The following is a 15,325-nucleotide window of genomic DNA, read 5'->3' on the forward strand; positions in this document are numbered from 1 at the left end:
GGCGTTGCGTCGGTCCGAATTGGCTATCCTCAACGCGCCGTTCGACGAGCGCGGGTGGGAAGGGGCCGTCCAGTCGATCGCCGACGCGACCCGCAGCCATTCCGCCCAGCTGCTCGGCATTGGCGGTCCGCTGCTGCTCCCGCTCAACGTGTTCGTCGGCCCGCCCGCGGCCTATCGCCATCATATCGATTGCCCGGACTTGTACGGCCCGTGCAACTGGCGGATCGGCTCGGCGACCGTAGCGATGGCGATCCAGCATGAGGCGGACTACGCCGCTTATCGTCATCACCACGACACCGCTTTGTATGACGATGTCGCCAGCGACATGGACATCCCGTTCGGCTGCCAGTCGGCCCTGCTGTTCGATCGGCATTCGATGATCGGCATTGCGGTCCATCGCGGCCGCCGCGACGGACCATGTCATGCCGACACCCTGGCGGTGTTTGCCGATCTCCGGCTCCACATGGCGCGCGCCGTGCGCATGCAGATCGCGCTCGACGGGGAGGCCGCCGAATTGATGGTCGGCGACATGGAGGCGCTTCACGGCGCGACCATCCTGCTTGACCGCCTCGGCTGCATCGCCGCGCTGACTCCCGCCGCCGAGCCGCTGCTCGCCGATGACGGCCCACTCCGCCTCACCGGACTCGCGCTCGAGCTCGTCGATCCGTCCGACAATGCGCGCTTCCACCGGCTGGTCGGCCAGATGCTGCGCAGCGAGGTCGCCGATGCCGCGCGTCTCGCGATTGGCCGCACCGCCGCCCAGCCCAAGGGTCGCTGGAACCTCTACCTCACCCGCTTGCCGCGGCGCCGTGACCACGGGCTCGGCTTCGACCCGCACCTGGCCGTCACGGTCAAGCCGATGGCCTGATCGGCCGGCTTGCTTTCGCCGCGCATCTTCCGCCACACTCTGAGGCGAGGAGCTGTGCAATGAGCGACTATATGGTGACCGAGAACAGCGGGCCGAACGCGATCCGCTACCGCGCGATCGTCGTCGCCATCCACTGGCTCACCGCGGCGGTGGTGGTCGCCCAGATCTGGATCGGCTTTACCTTCGGCGATTATCCGCGCGGAAGCCCCGAACGAAGCCTGTTGTTCGATTGGCACAAGACGCTCGGCGCGGTCATCCTGCTGCTCGCCGTGGTCCGCCTGGTCGTCCGCTTCACCAACCCGCCGCCGCCTTACCCGCAGGATTTCCCGCGCTGGGAACGTGCGCTTGCAGTCTGGAACCACCGCATCTTCTACGTCCTGCTGTTCGCGCTCCCACTGACCGGCCTCGCCGCCGTATCGGGCCGCGCAGCCGACGGCACGGTCAAGCTGCTCGGCGGCTTCGCCATCCCGGCGATCCCCGGCATCCCCAAGGAAAACGGCTTCGGCGACGCCCACGAGTGGCTGGTCTACACGACCATCGCGCTGGTCGTGCTGCACGTCGGCGCCGCGCTCAAGAACCAGTTCATGGATCGCGGCCCGGTCGCCAGCCGGATGCCGCCGTTCCGTCAGACCCGGCCCGCCGGCCCGCCGGCCGACGCCTAGCGACCGGTCCGCACCACCAGCAGCAAGACACCGGCGACCGCGGCCATTCCCGCCGCGGCGACGAACGTCGCCGGAGCGCCGTGCATGTCCCAGATCAGGCCGGCGGCTACGCTGGCGACGAGGGTCGCGATGCCGCTCGCGAAATGAAACGCGCCGAAGCTGGTGGCACGCAATCGCTCTGGCGCGGCGTCGGCGATCATCCGCGCGAACTGTCCCTGGGTCAGCGCCATGTGCGCGCCCCACAGCAGCGTTCCGACGATAAGTCCGGCAATGCCCAGCGGCTGCGCCAGGACTAGGTTTGCGGCAACTAGCAGCACGATCCCGCCGAGCAGGATCGGCCGCGCCCCGAGCCGATCGCCGAGCGCTCCGGCCGGGTAGGCCAGCGCCCCGAAGGCGAGGTTGAACACCACCAGCACCAGCGGGCTCAATGTCGCCGACACGCCGATGTCGAGCGCGCGCAGGATCAGGAAACCCTCGCTGAACCGCGCGAGAGTGAACAGGAAGCCGACCAGGATCAGCCGGCGGGTCGCGGGGGTGATGTCGCGGAAGCCGGCGAAGGCGACCGCGCTCCCGGTCTCGGCATGGGCCCGGCTCTCGCGCAGCACGAGCCAGGCGACCAGGAACGACAGCGCGGCAGGGATGGCGGCGATCCAGAACACCGCTCGGATGTCGCCCGCCAGCCACGCCATCAGTCCGATCGCCACCAGCGGCGCCAGGAACGCTCCGACCGTGTCGAGCGATTGCCGCAGGCCGAACGCCCGACCGCGCAGTTCGCTCGGGGTCTCGTCAGCGATCATCGCGTCGCGCGGCGCCACGCGGATGCCCTTGCCGACCCGGTCGACGAATCGCGCGCCCATCACCGGTAGCGCGCTCGCCGCCAGCGGGAACAGCGGCTTGGACAGAGCGGCCAGCCCATAGCCGAGCAGGATCCACGGCTTGCGCCGGCGCTGCCGGTCGCTCAGCCGCCCGCTGACCAGCTTGGCCATGCTCGCGGTCGCCTCGGCCACCCCGTCGATCGCGCCCATTGCCACCGCCGGCAGGCCGAGCGTCACGGTCAGGAACGCCGGCAGCAGCGCGTGGTAGATTTCGCTCGACAGGTCCATCAGCAGGCTGACAAAGCCGAGCACCCACACGGTCCGGGGCAGGCGGGGGCGGGCGGGGCGCATCACCCTTGCCTACAGGCAAAGTTGCCAACGGGAAAATGTTTGATAGTGTGAAGCAATGCTCTCGTCCGGATCCCCGACCCGTCTCGCCGAACGCTTCGCGCTCCTCGTCGAGCGGCTCGGCGGCGACACCGCCTCGGCCCGCACGACGCGCCAGCAGCGCGACTTGCTCGAGGCGGTGCGCAACCATGCTCCAGCGACGCTCAAGTCGGTCGCCGCAGCGGTCGGACGCGGCGAGCCCGCGGTCAGCCGAGCGATCGATTCGCTGGTCCGCGCCGGGATGGTCGACCGCGCTCCCGATCCCGCCAATCGCCGCCGCCTCGCGCTTCGCCTCGCCGAGGCCGGCCAGCAATTCCTCGAACGCCCGCCGGCCGCCGAGCGCGGCCTCGAAGCGCGCCTGACCCGCCTCGCCCAGAGCGAACTGCGCGCCCTCGAGCGTGCTTTCGAAATCCTCGAGCGCCTGCCGCGCTAGCAAGTTCGCGCCGCCGCGCCATTGCCGCAATGCAGCAATTGCGCTAGGGGCGCGCCTCACTTCTTACGGACATCGATAATGACCTCCCGCAACGTGGCGATCATCGCCCACGTCGACCACGGCAAGACCACGCTCGTCGACCAACTGTTCCGCCAATCCGGCACCTTCCGCGACAACCAGCGGGTCGAGGAGCGGGCGATGGACTCCAACGACCTCGAGAAAGAGCGCGGGATCACCATCCTCGCCAAATGCACCTCGGTCGAGTGGGAACATGACAGCGAGACCACCCACATCAACATCGTCGACACCCCCGGCCACGCCGATTTCGGCGCCGAGGTCGAGCGTATCCTGTCGATGGTCGACGGGGTGATCCTGCTGGTCGACGCCGCCGAAGGGCCGATGCCGCAGACCAAGTTCGTCACCGGCAAGGCGCTCGGCCTTGGCCTCAAGCCGATCGTCGTCGTCAACAAGATCGACCGCCCCGACGCCCGCGCCGCCGAAGTGCTGGACGAGGTGTTCGAACTGTTCCTCAACCTCGAGGCCAATGACGAGCAGCTCGACTTCCCGACGCTCTACGCCTCGGGCCGCGCCGGCTATGCGGGCAAGGACGACAGCGTCCGCGACGGCGACCTTACGCCGTTGTTCGAGACCATCGTCAGCCACGTGCCCGCGCCCGGCCTGCCGACCGACGGCGAGTTCAAGATGCTCGCCACCCTGCTCGACCGCGATCCGTTCCTCGGCCGAATCCTGACCGGCCGGATCGAGAGCGGCACGATCAACGTCAACGATCCCATTCGCGCGATGGACGTCAACGGCAACATCGTCGAGGACGGCCGAGCGACCAAAATCTTCGCCTTCCGCGGGCTCGAGCGGGTCGCGGTCGAGACCGCCGAGGCGGGCGACATCATCGCGCTCGCCGGGCTGATGAAGGCGACCGTCTCCAATACCATCGGCACGCCCGCCATCGCCACCCCGCTGCCGGCGCGCGAGATCGATCCGCCGACGCTCAGCATGACCTTCGCGGTCAACGATTCGCCGTTCGCCGGCAAGGACGGCGACAAGGTGCAGAGCCGGGTCATCCGCGACCGCCTGCTGCGCGAGGCCGAGGGCAATGTCGCGATCCGGGTCACCGAGACCGCCGGCGGCGACGCCTATGAGGTCGCCGGGCGCGGCGAGCTCCAGCTCGGCGTGCTGATCGAGACGCTTCGCCGCGAGGGCTTCGAGCTCGGCATTTCGCGCCCGCGCGTACTCTACCGCGACGGCCCCGACGGCCGCGAAGAACCCTACGAAACGGTCGTGGTCGACGTCGACGACGAATTCTCCGGCACGGTCATCGACAAGATGGCGATGCGCAAGGCCGAGATGACCGACATGCGCCCCAGCGGCGGCGGCAAGACCCGGCTGACCTTCTCGGCTCCGTCGCGCGGCCTCATCGGCTATCACGGCGAGTTCCTGTCCGACACCCGCGGCACCGGCATCATGAACCGCCTGTTCGAGAGATACGGCCCCTATAAGGGCAAGATCGAGGGCCGCCAGAACGGCGTCCTCATCTCGATGGAGAAGGGCGCCGCCGTCGCCTACGCGCTGAGCGCGCTCGAGGATCGCGGCGTGCTGTTCATCTCGCCCGGCGAGATGCTCTACGAGGGCATGGTGATCGGCGAGAACGCCAAGCCGCAGGACCTCGAGGTCAACCCGCTGAAGTCCAAGCAGCTCACCAACTTCCGCGCCTCGGGCCCCAAGGACGAAGGCATCCGCCTCATCCCCCCGCGCCGGATGAGCCTCGAGCAGGCGATCGCCTACATCCAGGACGACGAGCTGGTCGAAGTCACCCCCAAGGCGATCCGCATCCGCAAGCGCTTCCTGGATCCGCACGAACGCAAGCGCGAGTCGCGCAAACTTGAGGCGGCATAAGCCGCCGCCCCGCCGAGCGGAACGTAAGCGGAGCGAAGCGAGCGTCGTTCCGTCGAGAGACGGGGCGCGCCGGCCAGCCTGCCGCGCTAGCGGACAGGACTGACGTCACGGGATTTACTCCCGTGACGACCTCGGCATGAGCATCACTCCCCCTGACTACGACGCCATCATCGTCGGCGCCGGCGCGGCCGGCCTTCTGTGCGCCGCGCTCGCCGGCCAGCGCGGCCGCCGCATCCTGCTGGTCGACCATTCGCCCGAGCCCGGCCGCAAGATTCTCATCTCCGGCGGCGGCCGGTGCAATTTCACCAACATCGGCGCCGGGCCCGACAATTTCCTTTCCGCCAACCCGCATTTCGCGCGCTCGGCGCTGGCCCGCTACACCCCTGCCGACTTCCTCGCCTTGGTCGACAAGCATCGCATCGCCTGGCACGAAAAGACCCTCGGCCAATTGTTCTGCGACGGCTCGGCGCGGCAGATCGTCGCCATGCTGCTCGACGAATGCGCCGCCGGCGGGGTCACCACCGCGTTCGGCGCCGCGGTCGACATCGCGCACCGCGACGGTCGCTTCCACGCCGGCACGGCCAGCGCGCCGCGGCTGGTGCTCGCCACCGGCGGCCTGTCGATTCCCAAATTGGGCGCGACCGGCTTCGCCTACGACACCGCGCGCCGCTTCGGCCTCAAGATTGTCGAGCCGCGCCCGGCGCTCGTCCCGCTGACCCTCGCCGGCGGCGAGGCGCTGTTCACCAGCCTCAGCGGAGTCGCCGCCCCGGTCGCCGCCTCGGCCCGCACCGGCCCGGCGTTCCGCGAGGCGGCGTTGTTCACCCACCGCGGCCTCTCCGGCCCGGCGATCCTCCAGGCCTCGTCTTACTGGCGCAATGGCGAGGAGGTGACGGTCAACTTCCTGCCCGATCTCGCGCCCGGCTGGCTCATTGCGGCCAAGCGCGCCGAGCCGCGCTCGACCGTCCGCCGCCTGCTCGCCCGCCACCTCCCCGAGCGCCTCGCCGACACCCTCGCCGCCCAGCTCGACCTCAGCGCCGAGCTCGCCAACCAGCCCGACCGGGCGCTCGATAGTGCCGAGCGCCGCCTCGCCGCCTGGACCTTCCGCCCGAATGGCAGCGAGGGCTTCGCCAAGGCGGAGGTCACGGTCGGCGGGATCAGCACCGCGGAGCTTTCCTCCCAGACGATGGAAGCGCGCAAGGTCCCCGGCCTCCACGCCATCGGCGAGGCGGTCGACGTCACCGGCTGGCTCGGCGGCTACAATTTCCAGTGGGCCTGGGTCAGCGCGGCGGCAGCGGCGGGCGCGCTGTAGCGTGACGGGCGCGCCACAGTGGTCGCGATTTCCACACCCAGAGCTGCCGTTACGCTTGCCAAACGACCCCGCGGGCGCTTCAAATGTGGCAGCGGCTCCCCAGTCTTGGCGGGTGCCTTTGCGTTCGAACCGGCCCGCAGGGGGGCCGGCCAATGGAAGGCATCACTCATGACCAACGGCACTCGCGCGGCACTTCTCACGACCGCCTTCACCGGCGCCATTCTCGCGGTTTCCGCTCCGGCCCAGGCCGCGTGCGTTGTGACCGGCGCTTCGATCGTGTGCGGCAACACCACGACCTCGAACACCGGCTATTCGAGCAACGTTCCCAACGACCGCGGCTACCCGCCCGGCGTGTGGACCGACCTCACCGTCAGCAGCGGAGCGCTGGTCGATAACTTCGGCCTCGCCATCGGCACTTTCGCGCCCGGCCTTCTGACGGTCACCAACAATGGCACGATCCGCGTCAATGCCGGCAACACCCCCGCCGTCTCGCCGTCGGGCGCCGCGATGTACATCGACTTCTATGACGCGGCCGGCAGCGGACTCTATCAGGGTCCCGGCAACATTGAGAACCTCGGCAACGGCAACGGGCTCGAGATCCAGAATTTCTCCACGACGGGCACCTCCACCGCCAACGTCGGCGGCAATGTCCGCGCCGACAACGGCACGGCCATCCTCCTCAATAGCGGAAGTAGCGGGCTGAGCACCGTTACCACTACCGCCGGCCGGACGATCGCGGCGATCAACGGTGACGGCATTGACGTTAGCTCGACGGGCACCGGCGCAATCCTGATCAACAGTGCCGCCGCGGTCAGTTCCACCACCGGGATCGGTATCGACGCTTCGGCGACGACCGGCGCCGTCAACGTGACTACCGGGGCCGGGGCGGTCAGCGGCCTCAGCGATGGCATCGAGGCGAGCACGACCACCGGCAACATCACCATCGTGACCGGCGCCGGCGCGGTCTCCGGCTCGGCGCCCACCGGGCGCGGTATCGACGCCACCGCCAGTGGCGCCAGCACGGTCTCCGTCACCACCGGTGCCGGCCTCGTCAGCGGCGGCTTCGACGGCATCGTGGGAAGCACCAATGGCGGCGTGTTGAACGTCACCGTCGGCGCTGGCGGTGCGACCGGCGGGTCGTTCGGCATCCAGGCGGTCAGCCTCGGCGCGACCCCGGGGACTCAAACGGTGATCGTCAACGGCACGGTCACGGGCACCACCAACAGCGGCGTTCGCGCCTTGAGCGACGGCGCGCGCGTGATCAACATCGGCACCGCCGGCATCGTCACCGGCGCGACCCAATCGATCGAGCTGGTCAACAACGGTGCGACCACGATTACCAATCTCGGGCGGATCGGCGCGGCGGCGACCGGACTGGCAGTGCTCGGCCCCGCCACCGGCGCGGTCACTCTCACCAACGGTTCGGCAAGCAACTCGGCGGCGATCCTCAATGGCCGCCTGACCCTCGGTGCGGGGGCTGACTCGCTGACCAACCGGGCGGTGTTCAACACGCAGGGAACGACCGACTTCGGCGCCGGCGCCGACACGTTGGCCAACCTCACCGGCGGCGTGATCAACATCCTCGGCAACACCACCTTCGCCAACCTTGAGACCTTCACCCAGACGGGTCGGATCAACTTTTCGGCGGCGACCACGCTGACCGGTCCGGCGATTGCGTTCGTCAACGGTCCGGGAAGCTTCATCGACACTGCGGGAGCGGCGACGATCGCGGGCTTCACCAGCCTGACCAACTCGGGCACGATCGATCTTGCGGCGGGGACCTTCACGGTTCCGGCGGGCGTTCTGACCAACACCGCGACCGGCATCGTCATCGCCGATGAGGGTGCGACCACGATCACCGGCCAGACCAGCTTCGCCAACAACGGCACGATCGACCTTAGCGACGGTGCCATCGGCGACACGCTGACGGTCAACTCGAACTATGTCGGCGGTAACGGTTCGCGGCTTCAGGTCGACGTGTCGGGAACGACGGCCGACACGCTGGTGATCGTCGGCGCGCCGACCGGCCAGACGCTGATCGACGTCAACACCGTCGGCCTCGGCGTGTTCGATCCGGACGGCATCCTGGTGGTCGATGCGACCGGCGCCAGCAGCGGCGCGTTCGCGATCGGCGAGGAGATTGCCAACCCGCTGATCAACTTCGACGTCGCCCAGATCGGCAACGACTACTTCCTCGTCACCCTGCTCGATCCGGAGACGGCGTTCGTTCCGCTCGCCGCGACCGGCCTGGTGCGCGAGATGTGGTACCAGAGCGCCGACGAGGTGTTCGCCCACACGCTTGCTCCGACCGCCAAGCTCGGGCTGAGCGTCTGGGCCCAGGCCTATGGCAGCCAGCGCCGCACCGGCATGACCAACAACCAGGTCGTCAACGGTGTGCAGTATGACGCCGACAACAACATCGAGATCGACCGTTACGGTTTCCAGGGCGGAGTCGGCTACGGCTTCGGCGTGGCCGAGGTCGGGCTGACCGGCGGCTATGCCAACGCCCAGGCCAATGGCGACGGCGAGTTCAATGCCGACGGCTGGAACATCGGTCTTTACGGCCGTTACGGCGCGCTGACCGGCTTCCATGCCGAGGCGCTGTTCAAGCACGACAGCTACGACATGAGCTTCGATGGCCTGTTCGACGGCAATGACGGCGATGCCTCGAGCACCGGCGTCGACGGCTCGATCGGCTACCGCCTGCCGGTCGGAGTGGTGCCGTCGATCGACATCTACGCTGGCCTCAGCCACGTGTGGAGCGACATGGACGGGGTGTCGGCGTTCGGCTTCGACTACGACTTCGACGACATGACCTCGACCCGCGGCCGGCTCGGCGTGCGCGGCAACTTCGGCGGGCTGTACAACCCGTATCTGAGCGGTGCCGTCTACCATGAGTTCAGCGGCGACGGTGACGTCACCATCACTCAGGGCGCGTTCTCGGACAGCCTGTCGTCGACCGGCAAGGGCACCTGGGCCCGGCTCGAGGGCGGTCTTGCCGGCGGCAAGGGCACCTACGGCATGAATGTTGCCGGCTGGGTCGACCTCGGCGACACCCGCGGCGCCGGCATCCGCGCCGGAATCCGGTTCTAAACCCAAGCCGGACAAGCAACAGGGCCGTCGGCGCGCAAGCGCCGGCGGCCTTCTGCTGAGCAAGCGCCAAGGGCCGGACGCCCGCCGGACAGCCCGGCACGGGCGACGTCACGGACGATTGAGTGACGGCCTTGCGAAGTAGGAGCTATCCGGGCGTATCCGTCTTGTCTCGGTGCCGGACCAGCGGGAACAGCGCGAACGCCAGTTGCGAGATGAGGCCGGCGAGGCCCGTGCCGGCCGTCATCTCGCCGATCTGCTCGCCCAGGCTGCGCCCGAACAGGCCGATGCCCAGCGCGATCTCCGCGGCGATCAGCAGCGCGAAGGCGAGCGCGCCCATCGCCGCGCGCGGGCTCGCCCCCCACGGCACTCGCCAGCGCCGGATCGCCCAACCGCACAGCCACCACGACGCCGCGAGCATCACCGGCAGTTCGATCGCCACCGCCGTCCACGGGCCAAACGCTTGCTCGAGTAGCACCACCCGCACCGTCCCCAGCACGGAACCGAGCGCGAACGCCGCGACGAAGTAAGCCGCACCGGCCCGCAGCGCCGCGCTCACAACCAGTCTCCGCGCGCCGCATAGCGCCCGTCGATAGTGATCGGCAGCGGATCGCCGGCCCACGGCGCGCCTGGTGGTCCGGGCCGCTGGGCGTGCACGTGGAGGTGCGGCAGATCGCTGTTGCCGCTGTTGCCGACCTCGCCCACGCGCTCGCCGGTGCGCACGCGTTGTGCGACGGCGACGGCCACACTCCCGCGGCGCAGATGGGCGAGGACAACCAGCGCCGTGCCGCACCGCAGGATGACGTGGTTGCCGCCCATCACCGCGGGGTCGGTGCGCGGCACCGGCATGTCGGGCCGTCCGTCGAGCCGGGCGACGACCTCGCCCGCGCACGGCGCGAGCACCGGCGTGCCCCAGATCGCGTAGCGCGCTGGATCGCTCGGCTGCCAGCCGCGCACATGGCGTCCGCTCGGGAACAGGCGCACCAGGTCGACGCCATAGCTCTGCCCGCGGTGGGCAGCCTGCCGCGCCGTCCTGGGGTGCAGCGTCTCGAGGTGCGCGTTGATCAGCTCGCGGCTGCCGCCATTGACGACCATCACGTTTCCTGCGGGCAAGGGATTGGCCAAGGCGACAGGCGGAGCGGGTGGCGGTCGTCGCCCGAGCAAGGCAGTGACCGCCAGCCAGCCGGAGCCGAGCGCCAGCAGACTCCAGCCTGCCAGTGCAAGCCAGCGGCCACGGCCCTCCGGCGGGCTGCTCCGGCGGACTGCGGCCACCAGTGCCGCGGCAAGCAGGGCCCACCACAGCCACGCCGTCCACCACGGCACGTCGAGCCACAATCCCGCCAGCTGGATCGCGGCAAGATATGCGCCGACCGCGACGGCGCCGATAATCACGCGCACCCGCCCGCCCGGCCGCCAGATCAATAGCGCAATCAGTATGAGCGGCAGAACAGCTTGAAGGATCAGGAAGATCATGGTCGCGGGCTCACTCCAGCACCGCCTCCAACGGCCGCCGAGCAGCGGGCGGAACGGTTGGACCCGAGCCGATCCGGAGCAGCAATTGCGGAATGCCGCGCAGCCCGGCGGAGTGCCGCAGGCGCGGCCGCAGCGCCGGCACCTCGATCGGCTGGTTCATGTAGGCCGCGGTGAGGCCGGCGGCCGTCACTTCCAGCAGCAGCTCGGCATGGGTGATGCCCGCAACAAGCCAGTCCCGCGCCGTGTCGCCGGGCGTCGCGATTGCCAGTAGAGCCGGAGCCTGGGCGGCCAGCGTCCGGTCCTTGGCGGCAATGCCCTTGCCCATGTCGACCAGCCGAACCACCAGTCCGCCCGCCCGCGACAGCCGATCGGGCAGGCCGAAATTGGCGCCGGACATGCCGTCGCCGCGGCGCGAGCGGCGCGATCGCACCCAGTGACCCAGCTCGCGGCGGAAGGCGGGGTCGGCGAACTGAGCGCGATCGCCCTGCGCGATGAGCTCGCCGATCACCTCGCGCCGCTCCGCCTCGGCGATGATCGCCAGTTCGACGCCCGCCGCCTCGGCTATCTCGCTCAACCTCTCGGCAAGGCCCCCGGGCAATGTGCCGGAGAGCGCCCGGCGGGTCGTCCGGCGCCGCGTGATGGCGTCGCAGCGGGCTTCGTCTGCTTGATCCGGTGCGCGCGGCGCGCCGAGTGTCACCCGCGCCATCAAGTCACCTTCGCGCGGCTCGGGGAGCAGGGCGAGCGTCCCGCTGTTGCCGAAGCGGCGCATGGCCGTGACGAGCATGCCGATCGCCGCTCCGCACGAAATGGTCAACGCGCGGTCGTCGGGATCGACCGCGGGCAGGCGCCGGCTGCGGTCGGCACGGACCTCGAGCGTGTCGCCGGCGAGGCGAAAGCGCCAGGGCTGGCTGTTGTGGCTCGACGGCGCCAGGACGGCGTAGCGCAGCAGGAACCGCAGCCGTTCCTGCGCTGTCCCCTTGGCCGGATAAGCCTGCGGATCGATCTGCCAGGCGGAGTCGGCGTCAACCATTGCGGCTTTATGCCACGAAATGAGCCTACGCGGCTTTGTCGGTCGACAAATGGCTGTCCTACAGCCCCCTGATCATGCGACGCTGCTCGCGGCTCTTTCCACCTCGCATCCGCCTTGGCCAAACCATCGTCGCCGCGCTCGGCCGCCGCCTTCTTAACTTCGCGAAACGGTCCCCAAAACGGTCGATGCTGCGTGAAAGTCGTGAATTTTACTGGCCGCCCATTTCCAGTAGCACCGCCCATTCCTCGTCGCGCACCGGGGTCACGCTGAGTCGCGACTGGCGCAGCATCTCGAGGGCCGCGAGGCGCGGCTCGGCCTTGATCGCCGCCAGCGTCACCGGCCGCTTCAGCTCCGCCACCGGCCGCACCGCGACGCTGGCCCACTGGCCGTCGGCCCCGTCGGGCCGCCACGCGCGGACCACCTCCATTACGCCGACCGCCGCCTTGGCGGTGTTGCTGTGGTAGAACAGGGCCCGGTCGCCGACCGCCATCGCCTTGAGGAAGTTGCGCGCGGTGTAATTGCGCACGCCGTCCCACTCGGTTTCGCCGTCGCGCACGAGCTCGGGCCAGCCATAGACTTCAGGTTCGGAGCGCAAGAGCCAGAAGGCCATGATTTTCCTCGCAAAAACTGAACGTTCGTTCAGGGTTCCCTGGTTTGACGCAACTCACCGGACGATCGGCTCGACTCGTCCGGACTCGCCTTGCGCCCTGCGCCGGCTCACGTATGTGCAGCGCAGCAATTTGGAAAGCGAGAGAGTTCCACGAGCGCGTTGTCGCCGGAACTCCGGAGCTAGACGGACAGGTGGACCCCACGGGGAGGCCGGCCAGGTAGGGTCGGCCGGGCGTGGCGGAAAGCCTGTCCGCACAAGCGGGAATTAGGATTGTTCAGCAAGCTACGTAGCCGCGGCGTCGCCGCGGCGGCCGCCCTTTGTATTGCCCTCGTCGGCGGGTCGAGCGAAGCGTTCGGCCAGCAGGCCTCCGGCGCTTCGGGCGCCACTGCGGCGACCGCCGCCAAGACTCCCGAAGCGATCGCCCGCGAGGCCGCGTGGCTCGCCCAGAACGGCTGGGGCCTCTACGCGCTGGTCGACAAGTACAGCGCCGGCGCCGAGCTCGACGCGGAAGCACATTGCATCGCCGTCGCGGTCTACCACGAAGCGCGCGGCGAATCGCTCGAAGGTCAGCTCGCGGTCGCCCGTGTCATCATGAACCGCGCCGCCTCGGGCAAATATCCGTCCAGCTGGTGCGCCACCGTCAAGCAGCCCTGGCAGTTCTCGTTCGTCGATCCGCGCAGCGGCCGCTACCCTGCCGTCGACCAGGCGTCCGCCGCTTGGCGCAAGGCGCTCGGCGTGACCCGACTGGCGACCGCCAATGCGATCCCGGTGCTCTCAACCGACGTGCTGTGGTATCATGCCGACTATGTCGCCCCGTCGTGGGGCCGCCGGCTCACACGTGCCAACAAGATTGGCACGCACATCTTTTATCGCACCTAAGGCTCCATTCGTCGCGCCGCTGACTCGGCTCGCCGATAACCCGTCAAACGCGGGATTCGCACGCCGCGTTGATCGGCGCAGCATCCATTTGCGGCGAAACGACTTTCTCTGCCGCAGGGGAGGCGAGGCGTGCTGAAGATCCTGATCGTCGAAGACGATGCACAACTGGCGACGACCCTCAAATATCTCGTCGAGGACAATCCGCGCTATCGCGTCGTCGCTCGCGTCGACGATCTCGACGGAGCAGTCGAGGCGGCACGGCAATATGATCCCGACTTGGCGCTGGTCGACCTCCAGTTGGCGCGCGGCTCGACCGGCTTCTCGGTCGCCGTCCGGCTCGGCGATTTCGACATTCCCTGCCTGTTCGTCACCGGCAAGGCGCCGGCCTTCCCGATGCCCGACCTCGCGCTTGGCTGCCTGCTCAAGCCATTCACCGCCGAGGACGTTCACCGCAGCCTGGCGATGGCCGAGGACGTGATGCGCGGCCGGGCCACGCTTCGCCCCAAGCTGCCGCCCAACTTGCTGATCTACGACGGCATGGACGAACCTGCGGAGATGGCGGCGGAGCCTGACGAGCCCGGCTTCATCCCTTCGCGCCGCTCGCTCAAGACCCGTCTCGAGCACTGGATCGCCGGGACCCAGCATTAGCCTTCGCTTGCGTGGGCGCTTCGCGGGGTCCAAAATGACCGCTGAGGAGCATCTGCGATGGCCGAGGATGTGGCGCTGGCGAAGGCGCGGGCGGTAGTCGAGCGAGCCGTTCGCGGCGAGTCCGCCCGCCCGGACGTCGCCAGCTTCTTCGACGACGCGACCCACACCGTGAGCCACGTCGTCGCCGACCCCGCGACCAGACATGCAGCTATCGTCGACAGCGTATTGGACTACGACCCGGCGTCGGGCCGCACCGGCTCGACTTCGGTCGAGCGCATCATTGCCCATGTCGAACAGCACGGACTGAAGGTCGAATGGGTGCTCGAAACGCACGCCCATGCCGATCATCTGTCCGCCGCGCCGCTGCTCCAGGAGAAGTTCGGCGGCAAGCTCGCCATCGGCCGCGACATCATTCGCGTGCAGGAGGTGTTCGGCAAGCTGTTCAACGCCGGCACTGAGTTCGAGCGTGACGGCTCGCAATTCGACCGATTGTTCGATGACGGCGACAGCTTCACCATCGGCCAGCTCGAGGGCGTCGCGCTCCACGTACCAGGCCATACGCCGGCCGATATGGCCTATGTCGTCGGCGACGCCGCGTTCGTCGGCGACACCCTGTTCATGCCCGACTACGGCACGGCCCGAACCGACTTTCCGGGCGGCTGCGCGCGGCAATTGTACCGCTCGATCCGCCGCCTGCTCGAGCTTCCGGCCGAAACGCGCATCTTCCTGTGCCACGACTACAAGGCGCCGGGCCGAGAGGACTATCGCTGGGAGACGACGGTCGCGGAGCAGCGCGCCGGCAACGTTCACGTCCGCGACGGCGTGACCGAGGACGCATTCTTCGAAATGCGCACTGGGCGCGACCGTACGTTGGCGATGCCCGAGCTGATCATGCCCTCGGTCCAGGTTAATATCCGCGGCGGCCGACTTCCGGAGCCGGAGGCGAACGGCGTGCGCTACATCAAGATACCGGTGAACGCGCTCTAGCGGCTTGGTCGCGGCAGCGTGGATGCCCGACGTGGATTCGAACCACGATTGACGGAGTCAGAGTCCGTAGTCTTACCATTAGACGATCGGGCAGTGCTGCCGGCGCGCGGCATAGGAAGCAGACCCCGGCCTGTCAACGCCGCGCCGGGCCGCGTTCAAGGGCGAGGTTGCGCGGCGGGGATAATCTGAATTATGCTGGAGCCAAGTCAGCCGGTCGCCTCAA

The 15,325-nt window shown here is 68.8% G+C and carries 14 protein-coding genes and 1 tRNA gene; 9 read left to right on the top strand and 6 right to left on the bottom strand.

Going from position 1 to position 15,325, the window contains the following annotated elements; all coding sequences use genetic code 11:
- Positions 1 to 19 precede the first annotated feature (19 nt).
- Together D0Z60_RS01820 and D0Z60_RS01825 are read left to right on the top strand one after the other, a co-directional pair.
- Positions 20 to 868: a hypothetical protein gene (locus tag D0Z60_RS01820; RefSeq protein ID WP_118856511.1), complete on the top strand. Its 849-nt coding sequence runs from the start codon at positions 20 to 22 to the stop codon at positions 866 to 868.
- A 59-nt stretch (positions 869 to 927) separates the two neighbouring features.
- On the top strand, positions 928 to 1,530 hold the full coding sequence (locus D0Z60_RS01825; protein WP_118856513.1) for a cytochrome b: 603 nt from the start codon (positions 928 to 930) through the stop codon (positions 1,528 to 1,530).
- Here D0Z60_RS01825 and D0Z60_RS01830 read toward each other — a convergent pair.
- Entirely contained in the window at positions 1,527 to 2,696 is a 1,170-nt protein-coding gene (locus D0Z60_RS01830) for an MFS transporter (protein ID WP_118856515.1), read from the bottom strand. The two genes, D0Z60_RS01825 and D0Z60_RS01830, sit on opposite strands and share 4 nt — an antisense overlap.
- A 55-nt stretch (positions 2,697 to 2,751) precedes the next feature.
- Between D0Z60_RS01830 and D0Z60_RS01835 the strand changes: the two genes are divergently transcribed.
- From D0Z60_RS01835 to D0Z60_RS01850, 4 genes are all read left to right on the top strand, one after another.
- Positions 2,752 to 3,165: a MarR family winged helix-turn-helix transcriptional regulator gene (locus D0Z60_RS01835; protein WP_118856517.1), complete on the top strand. Its 414-nt coding sequence runs from the start codon at positions 2,752 to 2,754 to the stop codon at positions 3,163 to 3,165.
- A gap of 78 nt (positions 3,166 to 3,243) precedes the next feature.
- The gene (gene typA / locus D0Z60_RS01840; RefSeq protein ID WP_118856520.1) at positions 3,244 to 5,076 is read left to right on the top strand and encodes a translational GTPase TypA; all 1,833 of its coding nucleotides are present in this window, start codon (positions 3,244 to 3,246) and stop codon (positions 5,074 to 5,076) included.
- 136 nt (positions 5,077 to 5,212) lie between these two features.
- A complete protein-coding gene (locus tag D0Z60_RS01845) occupies positions 5,213 to 6,385 on the top strand; it encodes a BaiN/RdsA family NAD(P)/FAD-dependent oxidoreductase (protein WP_118856522.1) in 1,173 nt (390 codons plus the stop codon).
- Positions 6,386 to 6,553: 168 nt separating this feature from the next.
- Positions 6,554 to 9,478 (top strand): beta strand repeat-containing protein, encoded by a 2,925-nt coding sequence (locus D0Z60_RS01850; protein WP_118856524.1) that lies wholly within the window; start codon positions 6,554 to 6,556, stop codon positions 9,476 to 9,478.
- Positions 9,479 to 9,623: 145 nt separating this feature from the next.
- Here D0Z60_RS01850 and D0Z60_RS01855 read toward each other — a convergent pair whose 3' ends face one another.
- The 4 genes from D0Z60_RS01855 to D0Z60_RS01870 all read right to left on the bottom strand — a co-directional run bounded on the left by D0Z60_RS01855 (position 9,624) and on the right by D0Z60_RS01870 (position 12,588).
- Entirely contained in the window at positions 9,624 to 10,034 is a 411-nt protein-coding gene (locus D0Z60_RS01855; RefSeq protein WP_118856525.1) for a hypothetical protein, read from the bottom strand.
- Positions 10,031 to 10,948 (bottom strand): M23 family metallopeptidase, encoded by a 918-nt coding sequence (locus D0Z60_RS01860; RefSeq protein ID WP_118856527.1) that lies wholly within the window; start codon positions 10,946 to 10,948, stop codon positions 10,031 to 10,033. Before D0Z60_RS01860 ends, D0Z60_RS01855 begins: the two co-directional genes overlap by 4 nt.
- Before the next feature lie 10 nt (positions 10,949 to 10,958).
- Positions 10,959 to 11,978: an Acg family FMN-binding oxidoreductase gene (locus tag D0Z60_RS01865; protein ID WP_118856529.1), complete on the bottom strand. Its 1,020-nt coding sequence runs from the start codon at positions 11,976 to 11,978 to the stop codon at positions 10,959 to 10,961.
- Positions 11,979 to 12,186: 208 nt separating this feature from the next.
- On the bottom strand, positions 12,187 to 12,588 hold the full coding sequence (locus tag D0Z60_RS01870) for an EVE domain-containing protein (protein ID WP_118856531.1): 402 nt from the start codon (positions 12,586 to 12,588) through the stop codon (positions 12,187 to 12,189).
- A 270-nt stretch (positions 12,589 to 12,858) separates the two neighbouring features.
- Between D0Z60_RS01870 and D0Z60_RS01875 the strand changes: the two genes are divergently transcribed.
- From D0Z60_RS01875 to D0Z60_RS01885, 3 genes are all read left to right on the top strand, one after another.
- Positions 12,859 to 13,467 carry a cell wall hydrolase gene (locus D0Z60_RS01875; RefSeq protein ID WP_118856533.1) on the top strand — a complete coding sequence of 203 codons (609 nt, stop codon included), beginning with the start codon at positions 12,859 to 12,861 and terminating at the stop codon, positions 13,465 to 13,467.
- Positions 13,468 to 13,596: 129 nt separating this feature from the next.
- Positions 13,597 to 14,115 (top strand): LytR/AlgR family response regulator transcription factor, encoded by a 519-nt coding sequence (locus D0Z60_RS01880; protein WP_162888032.1) that lies wholly within the window; start codon positions 13,597 to 13,599, stop codon positions 14,113 to 14,115.
- A gap of 57 nt (positions 14,116 to 14,172) precedes the next feature.
- A complete protein-coding gene (locus tag D0Z60_RS01885; RefSeq protein WP_118856537.1) occupies positions 14,173 to 15,102 on the top strand; it encodes an MBL fold metallo-hydrolase in 930 nt (309 codons plus the stop codon).
- A gap of 19 nt (positions 15,103 to 15,121) precedes the next feature.
- Here D0Z60_RS01885 and D0Z60_RS01890 read toward each other — a convergent pair.
- A tRNA-Gln gene (locus D0Z60_RS01890) sits at positions 15,122 to 15,195 on the bottom strand.
- Between the last annotated feature and the right edge of the window lie 130 nt (positions 15,196 to 15,325).

This window comes from Sphingomonas mesophila (assembly GCF_003499275.1).
Taxonomy (GTDB): domain Bacteria; phylum Pseudomonadota; class Alphaproteobacteria; order Sphingomonadales; family Sphingomonadaceae; genus Sphingomicrobium; species Sphingomicrobium mesophilum.

Coding starts and splice junctions, on each gene's coding strand:
- D0Z60_RS01835 (WP_118856517.1), top strand. CDS start 2,752: ATGCTCTCGTCCGGATCCCCGACCCGTCTCGCCGAACGCTTCGCGCTC.
- typA (WP_118856520.1), top strand. CDS start 3,244: ATGACCTCCCGCAACGTGGCGATCATCGCCCACGTCGACCACGGCAAG.
- D0Z60_RS01860 (WP_118856527.1), bottom strand. CDS start 10,948: ATGATCTTCCTGATCCTTCAAGCTGTTCTGCCGCTCATACTGATTGCG.
- D0Z60_RS01830 (WP_118856515.1), bottom strand. CDS start 2,696: ATGCGCCCCGCCCGCCCCCGCCTGCCCCGGACCGTGTGGGTGCTCGGC.
- D0Z60_RS01885 (WP_118856537.1), top strand. CDS start 14,173: ATGGCCGAGGATGTGGCGCTGGCGAAGGCGCGGGCGGTAGTCGAGCGA.
- D0Z60_RS01865 (WP_118856529.1), bottom strand. CDS start 11,978: ATGGTTGACGCCGACTCCGCCTGGCAGATCGATCCGCAGGCTTATCCG.
- D0Z60_RS01845 (WP_118856522.1), top strand. CDS start 5,213: ATGAGCATCACTCCCCCTGACTACGACGCCATCATCGTCGGCGCCGGC.
- D0Z60_RS01825 (WP_118856513.1), top strand. CDS start 928: ATGAGCGACTATATGGTGACCGAGAACAGCGGGCCGAACGCGATCCGC.
- D0Z60_RS01850 (WP_118856524.1), top strand. CDS start 6,554: ATGACCAACGGCACTCGCGCGGCACTTCTCACGACCGCCTTCACCGGC.
- D0Z60_RS01870 (WP_118856531.1), bottom strand. CDS start 12,588: ATGGCCTTCTGGCTCTTGCGCTCCGAACCTGAAGTCTATGGCTGGCCC.